Raw genomic sequence first — 13252 nt, forward strand, 5'->3', positions numbered from 1 at the left:
TAGAGATCGGCAAACACCGCCACTGTCCCATAGGCCTCGAAGCGAGGCACCTCGCGAAACTCGACGCCCTTGGCAAGCATCGCCTGGTGGTCGCGGGCGAAGTCGTCGGTCTCGAGGAAGAGAAACACCCGGCCGCCGGTCTGATTGCCGATGCGGCTCGCCTGCGTCTCACCCGAAGCCTCCGCCAGGAGCAGCTGCGCGCCGTGTCCGCTTGGCGGCGTGACCGTCACCCAGCGCTTACCGCCGCCGAGGTCGGCATCCTCGCTCAGCACAAAGCCGAGTCGGTCGACATACCAGGCGATCGCATCGTCATAGTTTTCGACGACGAGCGCCACGGTCGCAAATGCTGCGCTTCTCGGCAAAGCTGCTCATTTGTTGCGGATCGCAAATTGACCGATCATGCGGCGTTCGGCGATGTCGTAGACGAAGATTGCTCTGCCGCCGTCGGCAAGCTCGGCGTCGATCGACAGGCGGTTGYCGGACAGCGCCTGGCTCACGACCTTGGCGCCTACCGGCAACACGATGTCGCCGGAGAGCGGCGCGCCGGCCGGGGCTTGGGCATCGGCGACGGGTACCGGCCCGGCACCGGGTGCATTGCGCGCTTTGTAGACAAGGGCCCCGATCACCACCATAAGGGCAAGGAACAGAAGACCGAGATTGACGACCATGAAGCYGATAAGCTTCCTGCGCACTCTCTCGGCCGCGGGGTCGAGCGGCTTTTCCCCGCCTTCAACAAACGGGGCTTCTTCGGCGTTGGGCCGGGCCATGGCTAAACATTCCGCAACGGGTTTCGATGAGCGCTCATAACGAAGACACTCCGATTTTGATAGGGCCCCGATTTTTGACAGAGGATGAATCGGCAGGCGAGGCGTTGAGCGGCGGCGAGGCGGTGGAGCTGGAAGCCGGCGCGGAAGCCGCCGGCCAGCGCCTCGACCAGTGGCTGGCCGCCAGGCTCGGTCCCGAAATTTCACGCAGCCGTGTGCAGGCGCTGATCAAACAAGGCGCCGTCTCGATCGCCGGTAAGCCGGTCGAGGAGGCCAAGCGCAAGATGGTCGCCGGCGAGCGTGTCTCGGTGGTCATGCCCGCGCCGGAGCCGTCCGAACCGCAGGGCGAGGCGATCGCCCTCGACATCCTCTATGAGGACGACGAACTGATCGTCGTCAACAAGCCGGCCGGACTGGTCGTCCATCCCGGCGCCGGCAACTGGACCGGCACGCTTGTCAACGCGCTGATCCATCACTGCGGCGACAGCCTGTCCGGCATCGGCGGCGTGAGGCGGCCGGGGATCGTGCATCGCCTGGACAAGGAAACCAGCGGCGTCATGGTGGTGGCCAAGACCGACCGCGCCCACAAGACGCTGTCGGAGGCCTTTGCCGACCACGGCCTGACCGGCGATCTCGAGCGTGCCTATCTGGCGCTGGTCTGGGGCATTCCGCAGCGGCCGACCGGCACCGTCGACGCGCCGCTCGGCCGCGCCGCCGATCGCGTCCGCCGCGCCGTCGTTCCCGAAAACCGCGACGACGCCCGCCACGCCGTCACCCATTTCACCGTGGTCGAGCGCTTCGGCGAAGGGCAGAAGGCCTTCGCCACCGCAAGCCTGGTCGAATGCCGGCTGGAAACGGGCCGCACCCATCAGATCAGGGTCCATATGGCGCATATCGGCCATCCCGTCATAGGCGATCCGGACTACGGCCAGGCCTTCCGTACCAAGGCCAACCGACTGCCGGGACCGCTCAAAAACGAGGTCAATGCATTTCCCCGGCAGGCGCTCCACGCCTGGCTCCTTGAATTCCGGCATCCGACTACCCATGTAACGATGCGGTTCGAGGCGCCGATGCCGAGGGACATGGAGGAACTCGTCGGCGGCTTTCGGAAGCTCTGAACCCGCCATCAAGACGCTTCAAACCAGCCATCAAAAAACCTGACTGGCGTTGTTCACTTAAGCGTGACACACTGTTTTGCGTTGAACAAATGCCTGTCCTTTCTGGTTTTGTTCCTATATACAGCCGTTGCCGCGGATGAGCCGATTGGCATTCGCGTCACATGCCCGCCGCGTTTAGGGGGCATCACTCCAATAGAGAGGGGGCGCAATCATGGCCCAGTCACTACCCAGTATCGTTTCCGGTGAAGGYGGTCTCGCCCGTTACCTGGAAGAAATCCGTCGCTTCCCGATGCTGCAGCCGCAGGAAGAGTACATGCTCGCCAAGCGTTATGCCGAGCATGGCGACACTTCGGCTGCCCACAAGCTCGTCACCAGCCATTTGCGGCTCGTCGCCAAGATCGCCATGGGCTATCGCGGCTACGGCCTGCCGATCGGCGAGGTGATCTCGGAAGGCAATGTCGGCCTCATGCAGGCCGTCAAGAAATTCGAACCCGAGCGCGGCTTCCGCCTCGCCACATACGCGATGTGGTGGATCAAGGCCTCGATCCAGGAATACATCCTGCGCTCGTGGAGCCTGGTCAAGATGGGCACCACCGCCAACCAGAAGCGCCTGTTCTTCAACCTGCGCAAGGTGAAGGGCAGGATCCAGGCGCTCGACGAAGGCGATCTGAAGCCCGATCAGATCAGCGAGATCGCCACGCGCCTCAACGTTTCCGAGGCCGAGGTGGTGTCGATGAACCGCCGCCTGTCGGGCGACGCTTCGCTCAACGCCCCGATCAGGGCGAGCGAGGGTGAGTCCGGCGAATGGCAGGACTGGCTGGTCGACGACCACGAAAGCCAGGAAGAGATGCTGATCGAGCAGGACGAGTTGGAAAGCCGGCGCGCCATGCTGTCGGGCGCCCTCTCGGTGCTCAACGATCGCGAGCGGCRCATCTTCGAGGCGCGCCGCCTGGCCGAGGAGCCGCTGACGCTGGAAGARCTGTCGGCCGAGTTCGACATCAGCCGCGAGCGCGTGCGCCAGATCGAGGTGCGCGCCTTCGAGAAGGTGCAGGACGYGGTCAAGGCCGCGGCCAAGCGCCAGAACCAGGCGTTGCGCACCATCGAGGCGCAGCCGGCGGCCTGACAAGCTCGACATCGAATAGAAAAAGGCGGCGCTCCGGCGCCGCCTTTTTTAATGTCCGCGATTGGCGAAAGCGGCGCGGCCAGTTCCCTTCTCCCCGTCACTATAYGGGGAGAAGGTGCCGGCAGGCGGATGAGGGGCAGTGCGAACTTCGACAGTTAGCGCGCTCAGAATCAAGTGCGGGCCTGAAGCCCCGCCCCTTGCCTATCCATCCAACGCTGGCGCCGCCCCTCACCTGCCTGCCGGCATCCTCTCCCCGTATAGTGACGGGGAGAGGGCGCTCTCATCGATGGTTTCGCCAATCGCCAAGGCCGCCAATCACGCCGTCGGCTGCTTGGTCTTGCGCAGATACGGCAGCACCGTGTCAAAGGCGCCGAAGCGCTTGATCGCGTCCTCGTTGGAGACGGCGGCGGTGATGATGACATCCTCGCCMTGCTTCCAGTTCGCCGGCGTCGCTACCTGGTGCTTGGCCGTCAGCTGGATGGAATCGATGACGCGCRGGATTTCGTCGAAGTTGCGTCCCGTGGTCATCGGATAGGTCAGCACCAGCTTGATCTTCTTGTCCGGGCCGATGACATAGACCGAACGCACGGTGGCGTTGTCGGCCGGCGTGCGGCCTTCCGACGTCTCGCCGGCACCTGCCGGCAGCATCTCGTAAAGCTTGGCGACCTTGAGGTCTTTGTCGCCGATCAGCGGATAGTTCACCGTCTGGCCAGTGGCAGTCCTAATGTCGTCCTGCCACTTCTCATGGCTCGATACGGGATCGACGGAAATGCCGATGATCTTGACGTTGCGCTTCCTGAACTCGCCTTCCAGCCCGGCCATCGTGCCGAGCTCGGTCGTGCAGACAGGCGTGAAGTTCTTCGGATGGCTGAAAAGCACCGCCCAGCCGTCACCGATCCATTGATGGAAATTGATCGTTCCTTGCGTGGTCTCGGCCGTGAAGTCCGGCGCGGTATCGTTGATGCGAAGGCTCATGACGTGCTCCCTTACCCTTGTGACATGCCGCCGGCACAGGCCAACCCGTCCGGCTCGGCTCAGCCTTCTATACTGCCGGACGGCCAGGTTCAAAAGGCTTGTGTCTGCCGGCCTGATGGAGGCGGCGGAAAAATTTCGTCTTTTCCTGGAAAAGACAGCTGGAATTTCCGACGCAGCCGCCCGACCGGGAATGGAGCGGCAGCATGTCGCTAATGCATGTCGCCCAAAAGTGCGCAGCGGTTTTGGGGGAACGCCATGCCTCGAAACACAAAGGCTTAAAGCGCGCCGTCTGAATACATTTCAGCGCGACGTGCCTTGAAGCAAGTCTCCCGAAAGCGGGAGCCGGTTTCGGGACAAAGACATGCGTAAAATCAAAAACATAAAGCGCATGGAACGTACCTGAAGGATCGCGACGCGCTTTGAGAAACTTGCAGCGGTTGGGAAAAAGACGTCGATGGAAAGAGGATTTGAAGGCGTCGCCTGAGCTCGCTTCGACGCGGCGCGCTTAGGCCTTCTTCATCGCCAGCGTCGCCGCCAGATCTTCCATGCGCTGGGCGAGCGCGCCGAGCGCCGTGACCAGCACGCTGTCGTTTCTGTCGGCCTTGATAAGCGCCTCATCGCGTGTCTTGCGCAGCGTCTGTACCTCGCTTTCCATGCCCTTGACGCGCTTGGCGAGTTCCGAGAGCTCATCCATCACCATGATGCCGGCCATCACGGTCAGCCGCTGGTCGCCGATCTCCCCGAACGAATCCTTCAGATGCATGACATAGCGGTCGAAGYGCTCGGCGAGGTCGATCAGGTGCYCCTCCTGGCCCTCGTCGCAAGCCATGCGATACTGCTTGCCGTCGATGGAAACCGTGACCTGTGCCATTGGCCTACCTGTCCAGTACCGCGCGGATGGTCTCCATGGCTGTCACCAGCCGGCGCGACACTTCCTTGTTGGCATCCTCCAGCCGTTCGGCGCGGGCTTCGGAATTGTCGAGCTCCTGTGCCAGCCGCGAGYGGTCGGCGTTCATGCGCTGCACCTCGGCTTCGGCTTCGGAATAGTCGCGCTCATGCTCAAGCCGCGCCGCCACGGCATTTTCCAGCCCTTCCATGGCCTTRCCGAGCCTGGCGATGACTTCCTTGAGGGTCGTTTCCCCGGTCATGGCCTTCGTCCTATGCCCTGCCCATCACCGAATCGCTCGCGTTCAGAACGCGTTATCCGGGAAAGATTAGGCGTCGTGTGAAGCGCGCGTCAATAAAGCTCTCGCGACTGTCCCCCGCTAACGCTAATGTTGCGCGATYGACCCCATCACAAGCCCGGCAAAAGCCGAGCGATTTGTTGACTAAAAGGCCGCGGCTGCTATGTGTCGCGGCATCCTTTCCAAGGGCTCTCCCAAGGCTCCAACCCCTATTTCCGGAGGAAGCATGACCTCGCGTGAACAACATGACCGGATGGCCAATGCGATCCGTTTCCTTTCCATGGATGCCGTCGAAAAGGCGAATTCCGRGCATCCCGGCCTGCCCATGGGCTGCGCCGACATCGCCACGGTGCTGTTCASCCGCTTCCTGAAATTCGACGCCAAGGCGCCGCACTGGGCCGACCGCGACCGCTTCATCCTGTCGGCCGGCCACGGTTCGATGCTGCTCTATTCGCTCCTGTACCTCACCGGCTACGAGGACATGACGATCGACCAGATCAAGAACTTCCGGCAGCTCGGATCGCGGACCGCCGGCCATCCCGAATATGGCCATGCCGCCGGCATCGAGACCACCACCGGGCCGCTCGGCCAGGGCCTTGCCAATTCGGTCGGCTTCGCGCTGGGCGAGCGCATCATGAACGCAGCCTTCGGCAACGACCTCGTCAATCATTATACCTATGTGCTGGCCGGCGACRGCTGCCTGATGGAAGGCGTTTCCCAGGAGGCCATCGCTCTCGCCGRCCATCTCAAGCTCAACAAGCTCATCGTCTTCTGGGACAACAACAACATCTCGATCGACGGTCCGGTCTCGCTCGCCGACAACACCGACCAGGTCGCCCGTTTCCAGGCTAGCGGTTGGAACGCCAGCCACATCGACGGCACCGATCCGGAAGCGATCGCCTACGCCATCGAGGCGGCGCGCCATTCCGACAAGCCGACGATGATCGCCTGCAAGACGACCATCGGCTTCGGCGCCMCGACCAAGGCCGGCACCAACAAGGCGCATGGCTCGCCGCTCGGCGCCGAGGAAATCGCCGGCGCCCGCAAATTCTTCAACTGGGAGTCGCCGCCCTTCGAGGTGCCGGCCGACATCCTCGACGCCTGGCGTGAGGTCGGCAAGGCCGGCGCCAAGGCGCGCGCCGACTGGGAAGGCCGGCTTGCCAAGGCGGACGCCAAGCTGAAGGGCGAATTCGAGCGCCRCATCGTCGGCAAGCTGCCGGACAATTTCGACGCCGTCATCACCGAGTACAAGAAGAAGCTCTCGGCCGACAAGCCGAAGGTCGCCACCCGCAAGTCCTCGGAAATGGCGCTGGAAGTGATCAACGGCGCGATTCCCGAAACCATCGGCGGCTCGGCCGACCTCACCGGTTCCAACAACACCAAGACCAGCCAGACCAAGAACATCACGGCGGACGACTACGGCCAGCGCTATGTCCACTACGGCATCCGCGAGCACGGCATGGCGGCGGCGATCAACGGGCTGACCCTGCATGGCGGCCTGATCGCCTATGGCGGCACCTTCCTCTGCTTCTCCGACTATGCCCGCCCCTCGATGCGCCTTGCCTCGCTGATGGGCATCCGCTCGATCTTCGTCATGACGCATGACTCCATCGGGCTCGGCGAGGACGGTCCGACCCACCAGCCGGTCGAGCATCTGGCAGCGCTGCGCGCCATTCCCAACCACAACGTGTTCCGCCCGGCCGATGYGGTCGAGACGGCGGAATGCTGGCAGCTGGCGCTGAAGTCCGAAAAAGCGCCGTCGACTCTGGCGCTGACCCGCCAGAACCTGCCGACCGTGCGCACGGAATTCAGTGAGGAGAACCTCAGCGCCTCCGGCGCCTATGAGCTTGCCGCGGCCAGCGACGAGGCGGCCRTGACCATCTTCGCCACCGGCTCGGAGGTGGAGGTTGCCCTCGGCGCCCGCGAGCTGCTCGAGAAGCACGGCCACCCGACCCGCGTCGTCTCGGTGCCCTGCTTCGAATTGTTCGCCCAGCAGAGCGAGGACTACCGCAAGAAGACGATCGGTAATGCTAAGGTGAAGGTCGCCATCGAGGCCGGCATCCGCGAGGGTTGGGACCACATCATCGGCATGGACGGCATCTTCATCGGCATGACCGGCTTCGGCGCGTCCGGATCGATCGAGCAGCTCTACCCGCATTTCGGCATCACCGCCGAGGCTGCGGCCAAGGTGGTTGAAGCCCGCCTGCACGGCAATTGAGGCATTGCATGTCGCTCAAAAGCGGGCAGCCGCTTTGAGCGACATGTAACGAAGCAATAACGTTCCGGTGCAGCGAAGCCTTTCGGACGGCTTCACTGGGCTGGGCTAGCCTAATCGATTTAAATATCGGCTTATTCGGCTGGATTCTTTGCCCGCCCGCCGTTATGAAGCTGCGGACCCATCCGCTTTCCAGCCCCAGGGAGAGAACAATGACCGTCAGAGTTGCCATCAACGGATTTGGCCGCATCGGGCGCAATGTCCTGCGCGCCATCCATGAATCCGGCCGCAAGGATATCGAGGTCGTCGCCGTCAACGATCTCGGTCCGGTCGAGACCAATGCGCACCTGCTCCGCTACGACAGCGTGCATGGCCGCTTCCCGCACGAGGTGACTGTCGACGGCGACCAGATCTCCGTCGGCAAGGAGAAGTTCAAGGTCACCGCCATCAAGGATCCGACCCAGTTGCCCTGGAAGGACCTCGGCGTCGACATCGCGCTCGAATGCACTGGCATCTTTACCGCCCGCGACAAGGCCGCCGCGCATCTGACCGCCGGCGCCAAGCGCGTCATCGTCTCGGCCCCGTCCGACGGCGCTGACCTCAYGGTTGTCTACGGCATCAACCACGACAAGCTGACCAAGGACCACATCGTCATCTCGAACGCGTCCTGCACCACCAACTGCCTGGCGCCGCTTGCCGCCGTGATGCACGAGACCGTCGGCATCGAGAAGGGCATGATGACGACGATCCACTCCTACACCGGCGACCAGCCGACGCTGGACACCATGCACAAGGACCTCTACCGCGCCCGCGCCGCGGCCCTGTCGCAGATCCCGACCTCGACGGGCGCAGCCAAGGCGATCGGCCTCGTGCTGCCCGACCTCAAAGGCAAGCTCGACGGCATCTCGATCCGCGTGCCGACACCGAACGTCTCGGTCGTCGATTTCAAGTTCATCGCCAAGCGCTCGACCACCGCGCAGGAGATCAACGAGGCGCTGATCGCCGCCTCCAACGGCAAGCTGAAGGGCATCCTGTCGGTCACCCATCACCCGAACGTCTCGATCGACTTCAACCACGATCCGCATTCCTCGATCGCGGCGCTCGACCAGACCAAGGTCATGGACGGCAACTTTGTCTCGGTGCTCTCCTGGTACGACAACGAATGGGGCTTCTCGAACCGCATGGGCGACACCGCCGTCGCRCTCGGCAAGACCATCGCCTGATTGCAGTCGTCCTTTTGATCGTCTGAAACGCCCGGCTCCGGCCGGGCGTTTTTCGTTCGGCACCAGCGGCCCTGGCAAAAAAGCCATGCTGCCGCCTTGCACCCGTCATGTCTTCGCCCCACTCTGCCGTAAAGCGGGAGGGACGCGGATTTGAGGGGCAGTTCTGGATGGAGCACGCGATCTATCTTGTAACGCTGGTCGGCACAGCGCTTGTCGTTGCCGCCGCGTTCTCAAGTCTGATCGCCTTCCGCTTCGGCGCTCCGCTGCTGCTTCTCTTCCTCTGCATCGGGCTGGCGACCGGTGTCGACGGCCTCGGCATCCAGTTCGACAACGCCCGCCTGGCCTATTTTGCCGGCTCGCTGGCGCTGGCCATCATCCTGTTCGATTCCGGTTTCGGCACCCCGCTCAACGCTCTGCGCCAGGCGGCGGGACCGGCGCTGTCGCTGGCGACCGTCGGCGTCATCATCACCACCGGCATCTTCAGCGTCGCCGCGTTTTATCTCCTCGACCTCAGCTGGCTGGAATCCTCGCTGCTCGGCGCCGCCGTCGCCTCGACCGACGCGGCCGCCGTGTTCTTCCTGCTGCGCGCCGGCGAGATCCATCTGCGTGAGCGCGTGCGCTCGACGCTCGAGGTGGAATCCGGCACCAACGACCCGATCGCCATTTTCCTCACCATCACCCTGGTCGAGATCATCGCCGCGCACACGGACCCGCAGGCGGACGCTCTCGCCGCCAACCTGGCGATCGGCTTCCTCRTCAACATGGGGCTTGGCGCCGTCATCGGCGTGCTCGGCGGCTTGGCGATCGTGCGTCTCGTCGAGCGGCTGAACCTCGACCACGGCCTACTGCCGATCTTCGTGCTGACGCTGTCGCTGATGGTGTTCGCCGCCGCCGGCGCTATCGGCGGCTCCGGCTTCCTGGCCGTCTATCTCGCCGGCCTCGTCGCCGGCAATTCCGATATCCGCGCCGTCACCATCCTCAAGCGCTTCCAGGACGGCATCTCGTGGCTGGCGCAGATCATCATGTTCCTGATCCTCGGCCTGTTCGCCACGCCCTCGCAGTTCCCGGCGATCCTCGTGCCCGCGATCCTGCTCGGCTTGTTCCTGATCTTCGTTGCGCGGCCGCTCGCCGTCTGGCTCTGCCTGGTCCCGTTCCGCCTGCCGCGCCCGGAGGTAGCCTTCGTCTCGTGGGTCGGCCTGCGCGGCGCCGTGTCGATCCTGCTTGCCATCACGCCCCTGCTGGGCGGCTTGGCGAACGGCCGGCTGATCTTCAACGCCGCCTTCATCATCGTGCTGGTGTCGCTGGTGGTTCAGGGCTGGACCGTCGGCCCGCTGGCGCGCCGCCTCGGCCTGATTGTGCCGGCGCGGCTCGGCCCGCTCGACAAGGTCGAGCTCGAGCTGCCGGGCTCCGCGCATCACGAGCTGCTCGCCTATCGCGTGGCGCCCGGCAGCCCGGTGGCGCGCGGCGAGCGCATCCCGCGCTGGGCAAGGCCCTCACTGGTGCTGCGCGACGGCCGCTCCATGCGCTTCCAGGACATGGGCAGGCTGGCCGCCGGCGACCAGGTCTATATCTTCGTGCCGGACCGCTATCCGCGCCTGCTCGACAAGCTGTTCGCCAGCCGCGCCGTCGTCGACCCCGAGGATGCCGACTTCTTCGGCGCCTTCCCGGTCGACCCGGCCCGCTCCGCCRCCGAGCTGGAAGCCGCCTACGCGCCCGGCCTCACCGAAGCCGAGCAGAAGCTCACTGTTGCTGCACTCGTCACGGAGCGGCTCGGCGGTCAGGCGGAATATGCCGACCGCGTGATGATCGGACCGATCGAACTGATCGTGCGCGATGTCGACGACAAGGGCAGGATCACCGGCCTTGGCCTGTCCTTCGAGCCGACTGCGCCCGTGGCGCGCGTGCCGGTTTTCCTCAGCGCCGGCGAGATCGCCGACCGCATTGGGGCCTTCATCCGCAACTGGCGCAAGCCAGCGGAAACTAAGACCGCCGAAAACGGGCGGGACGAAGCAGCAACGCCCGAGCCTGCGGCGCAAAAAGCACCAAGCGAAAGCTGATGTCTCACGCCGACATCATTTTTGCGCGCTTGCGGTAACGCAGCCCTTGCATCGTCCCCGGTGCGGGGTAAGGTCGCCCGCGTTTTCGCGGAAAGGAACGACCATGGCCGGCTTCAAGACACTCGACGATATCGACGCCGTGAGCGGCAAGCGCATCCTGGTGCGTGTCGACCTCAACGTGCCTGTTGCCGACGGCAAGGTGACCGATGCCACGCGCATCGAGCGCATCGCGCCGACCATTTCCGAGCTCTCCGGCAAGGGCGCCAAGGTGATCCTGCTTGCGCATTTCGGCCGTCCGAAGGATGGTCCGTCGGCCGAGTTCTCGCTGGAGCCGATCGCCCGGGCGACGGCCGAGGTGCTCGGCCGCCCGGTCGGCTTTGCCGCAGACTGCATCGGCGACAAGGCGGCAAGCGCCGTCGCCGCCATGAAGGATGGCGACGTCCTGCTTCTTGAGAACACCCGCTTCCACAAGGCCGAGGAAAAGAACGAGCCGGCCTTCACCGAAAAACTCGCCGCCAATGGCGACGTCTACGTCAACGACGCCTTTTCCGCCGCGCATCGCGCGCATGCGTCGACCGAAGGCCTGGCGCACCGGCTGCCGGCCTATGCCGGCCGCACCATGCAGGCTGAGCTCGACGCGCTGGAAAAGGGCCTCGGCAATCCGGTGCGGCCGGTGGTCGCCATCGTCGGCGGCGCCAAGGTGTCGACCAAGATCGACCTGTTGATGAATCTGGTGAAGAAGGTCGACGCGTTGGTCATCGGCGGCGGCATGGCCAACACCTTCCTCGCCGCCCGCGGCACCGATGTCGGCAAATCTCTGTGCGAGCATGACTTGGCCTCCACCGCCAAGCAGATCATGATCGAGGCGGCCGAAGCCGGCTGCGCCATCATCCTGCCCGCCGACGGCGTCGTAGCAAAAGAATTCAAGGCCGGCGCGCCGAGCGAAACCGTCGCCATTGAGGCCGTGCCGGCCGACGGCATGATCCTCGATGTCGGCACAAAGACGGTGAATACCGTCACCGACTGGATCGACCGCGCCGCGACGCTGGTCTGGAACGGCCCGCTCGGCGCCTTCGAGATCGAGCCCTTCGATCGGGCCACGGTGGCAGCGGCGAAGCATGYCGCGGCCCGCACCAAGGACGGCAAGCTGGTGTCGGTCGCCGGTGGCGGYGACACGGTGGCCGCACTCAACCATGCCGGCGTCGCCGACGACTTCACCTATGTCTCGACCGCCGGCGGCGCGTTCCTGGAATGGATGGAAGGCAAGCCGCTGCCCGGCGTCGAGGTGCTGAAGCGCTAAAGCAATTCCGAAARGTGCCGGGCGGTTTTCTGTCCGGAATTGCGGTGAAGCAACCCATTTTGGCGCCAGGCGGCAACGCCTAGCGGTGCAGAAATCTGGCCGGAAACATCACACGATCAACAGTGGGCGGGCCGGTTCAGGTCTGGAATCCTTTCAATCGATTCGAGCTTTCCGGCGTCATTCCTTTGGCTGTAGTGTTCTGCTAGGCGCGGAACATAACCGTCAAGGAGAGCACCATGAGCGAACGTCTCGAAGACATTGCCGCCGCGATCGTGGCCGATGRCAAGGGCCTTTTGGCCGCCGATGAGAGCTCCGGCACCATCAAGAAGCGCTTTGACGTGATCGGCGTCGAATCGACCGCCGACAACCGGCGCGACTACCGCGAGATGATGTTCCGCGCCACGGAGGCGATGACCAAGTACATTTCCGGCGTTATCCTCTATGACGAGACGATCCGTCAGAAAGCCGCTGACGGCACGCCGCTCGTCGACATCATCAAGGCCTCCGGCGCCATTCCGGGCATCAAGGTCGRCCTCRGCGCCAAGCCGCTGGCCGGCTTTCCCGGGGACACCGTCACCGAGGGTCTCGACGGCCTGCGCGATCGGCTGGCGGACTATTACAAACTCGGCGCCCGCTTCGCCAAATGGCGCGCGGTGATCGATATCGACACCGCCAAAGGCGTGCCTTCGGTGACCTCGATCGGCGCCAACGCGCATGCACTCGCCCGCTATGCCGCGCTCTGCCAGGAGGCCGGCATCGTGCCGATCGTCGAGCCGGAGGTGCTGATGGACGGCGCCCATTCGATCGACACCTGCTATGAGGTGACCAAGGCGACCCTGCTGAAGGTTTATGGCGAGCTTTATGCCGCGCGCGTGGTGCTGGAAGGCACCATCCTCAAGCCGAACATGGTCATCTCCGGCAAGAAATCGGGCAAGAAGGACAATCCCGAAGATGTCGCCGAGAAGACGATCAAGCTGTTCCGCGAAACCGTGCCGGTGGCAGTACCGGGGATTGCTTTCCTCTCCGGTGGCCAGGATGACGAGCAGGCGACAGCCAACCTCAACGCCATCAACGTCATCGGCCCGCATCCGTGGAAGCTCAGCTTCTCCTACGGCCGCGCCCTGCAGGCAGCCGCGCAGAAGGCCTGGAGCGGCAAGGCGTCCAACGTCGCCGCAGGCCAGGCTGCCTTCWTCCACCGCGCCCATATGAACCACCTCGCCGCACTCGGGAAGTGGCAGCCGGCGCTGGAAAAAGCTGCCTGATCCTACCCCTGCAATTCGTAGCACCCAGCCC

At 64.2% G+C, this 13252-nt stretch carries 11 protein-coding genes and 1 pseudogene; 7 read left to right on the top strand and 5 right to left on the bottom strand.

All coding sequences use genetic code 11. The features are described 5' to 3' along the window. Positions 1 to 372 (bottom strand): annotated as a pseudogene (locus ORS3428_RS03895) (VOC family protein); the annotation flags it as partial. After that, on the bottom strand, positions 369 to 767 hold the full coding sequence (locus ORS3428_RS03900) for a fimbrial protein (RefSeq protein ID WP_071094760.1): 399 nt from the start codon (positions 765 to 767) through the stop codon (positions 369 to 371). The gene ORS3428_RS03900 and the pseudogene ORS3428_RS03895, both read right to left, overlap by 4 nt. A 26-nt stretch (positions 768 to 793) precedes the next feature. Between ORS3428_RS03900 and ORS3428_RS03905 the strand changes: the two genes are divergently transcribed. Then, positions 794 to 1882 carry an RluA family pseudouridine synthase gene (locus ORS3428_RS03905; protein ID WP_083354979.1) on the top strand — a complete coding sequence of 363 codons (1089 nt, stop codon included), beginning with the start codon at positions 794 to 796 and terminating at the stop codon, positions 1880 to 1882. Between the two features lie 211 nt (positions 1883 to 2093). Beyond that, positions 2094 to 3005 carry an RNA polymerase sigma factor RpoH gene (gene rpoH, locus ORS3428_RS03910; RefSeq protein WP_071094765.1) on the top strand — a complete coding sequence of 304 codons (912 nt, stop codon included), beginning with the start codon at positions 2094 to 2096 and terminating at the stop codon, positions 3003 to 3005. 315 nt (positions 3006 to 3320) lie between these two features. On the opposite strand, the gene ORS3428_RS03915 is transcribed toward rpoH, so the two are convergent. The 3 genes from ORS3428_RS03915 to ORS3428_RS03925 form a co-directional block, all read right to left on the bottom strand. Then, a complete protein-coding gene (locus ORS3428_RS03915; RefSeq protein WP_071094767.1) occupies positions 3321 to 3980 on the bottom strand; it encodes a peroxiredoxin in 660 nt (219 codons plus the stop codon). A gap of 505 nt (positions 3981 to 4485) precedes the next feature. Then, positions 4486 to 4851, bottom strand: coding sequence for a cell division protein ZapA (locus ORS3428_RS03920; protein ID WP_071094769.1), 366 nt, complete (start codon positions 4849 to 4851; stop codon positions 4486 to 4488). 4 nt (positions 4852 to 4855) lie between these two features. Next, complete coding sequence (locus ORS3428_RS03925; protein WP_071094771.1) at positions 4856 to 5128, bottom strand: DUF4164 domain-containing protein; 273 nt, start codon at positions 5126 to 5128, stop codon at positions 4856 to 4858. A gap of 262 nt (positions 5129 to 5390) precedes the next feature. On the opposite strand from ORS3428_RS03925, the gene tkt reads away from it, so the two are divergent. The 5 genes from tkt (at position 5391) to ORS3428_RS03950 (ending at position 13221) form a co-directional block, all read left to right on the top strand. Then, positions 5391 to 7382 (top strand): transketolase, encoded by a 1992-nt coding sequence (tkt, locus tag ORS3428_RS03930; RefSeq protein ID WP_071094774.1) that lies wholly within the window; start codon positions 5391 to 5393, stop codon positions 7380 to 7382. 209 nt (positions 7383 to 7591) lie between these two features. Then, positions 7592 to 8602 (top strand): type I glyceraldehyde-3-phosphate dehydrogenase, encoded by a 1011-nt coding sequence (gap, locus tag ORS3428_RS03935; RefSeq protein WP_071094776.1) that lies wholly within the window; start codon positions 7592 to 7594, stop codon positions 8600 to 8602. 167 nt (positions 8603 to 8769) lie between these two features. Continuing rightward, positions 8770 to 10659 (top strand): potassium/proton antiporter, encoded by a 1890-nt coding sequence (locus ORS3428_RS03940; RefSeq protein ID WP_071094778.1) that lies wholly within the window; start codon positions 8770 to 8772, stop codon positions 10657 to 10659. Positions 10660 to 10762: 103 nt separating this feature from the next. After that, positions 10763 to 11959, top strand: a complete 1197-nt coding sequence (locus ORS3428_RS03945; RefSeq protein ID WP_071094780.1) for a phosphoglycerate kinase — start codon at positions 10763 to 10765, stop codon at positions 11957 to 11959. Positions 11960 to 12195: 236 nt separating this feature from the next. After that, on the top strand, positions 12196 to 13221 hold the full coding sequence (locus ORS3428_RS03950) for a class I fructose-bisphosphate aldolase (RefSeq protein WP_071094782.1): 1026 nt from the start codon (positions 12196 to 12198) through the stop codon (positions 13219 to 13221). Positions 13222 to 13252 lie beyond the last annotated feature (31 nt).

Origin of the sequence: Mesorhizobium sp. ORS 3428 (assembly GCF_001854785.1) — a bacterium.
Lineage (GTDB): Bacteria > Pseudomonadota > Alphaproteobacteria > Rhizobiales > Rhizobiaceae > Mesorhizobium.

Bases quoted from the DNA above. Each gene is read 5' to 3' on its own strand.
- ORS3428_RS03905 (WP_083354979.1), top strand. From the start codon at position 794: ATGAGCGCTCATAACGAAGACACTCCGATTTTGATAGGGCCCCGATTT.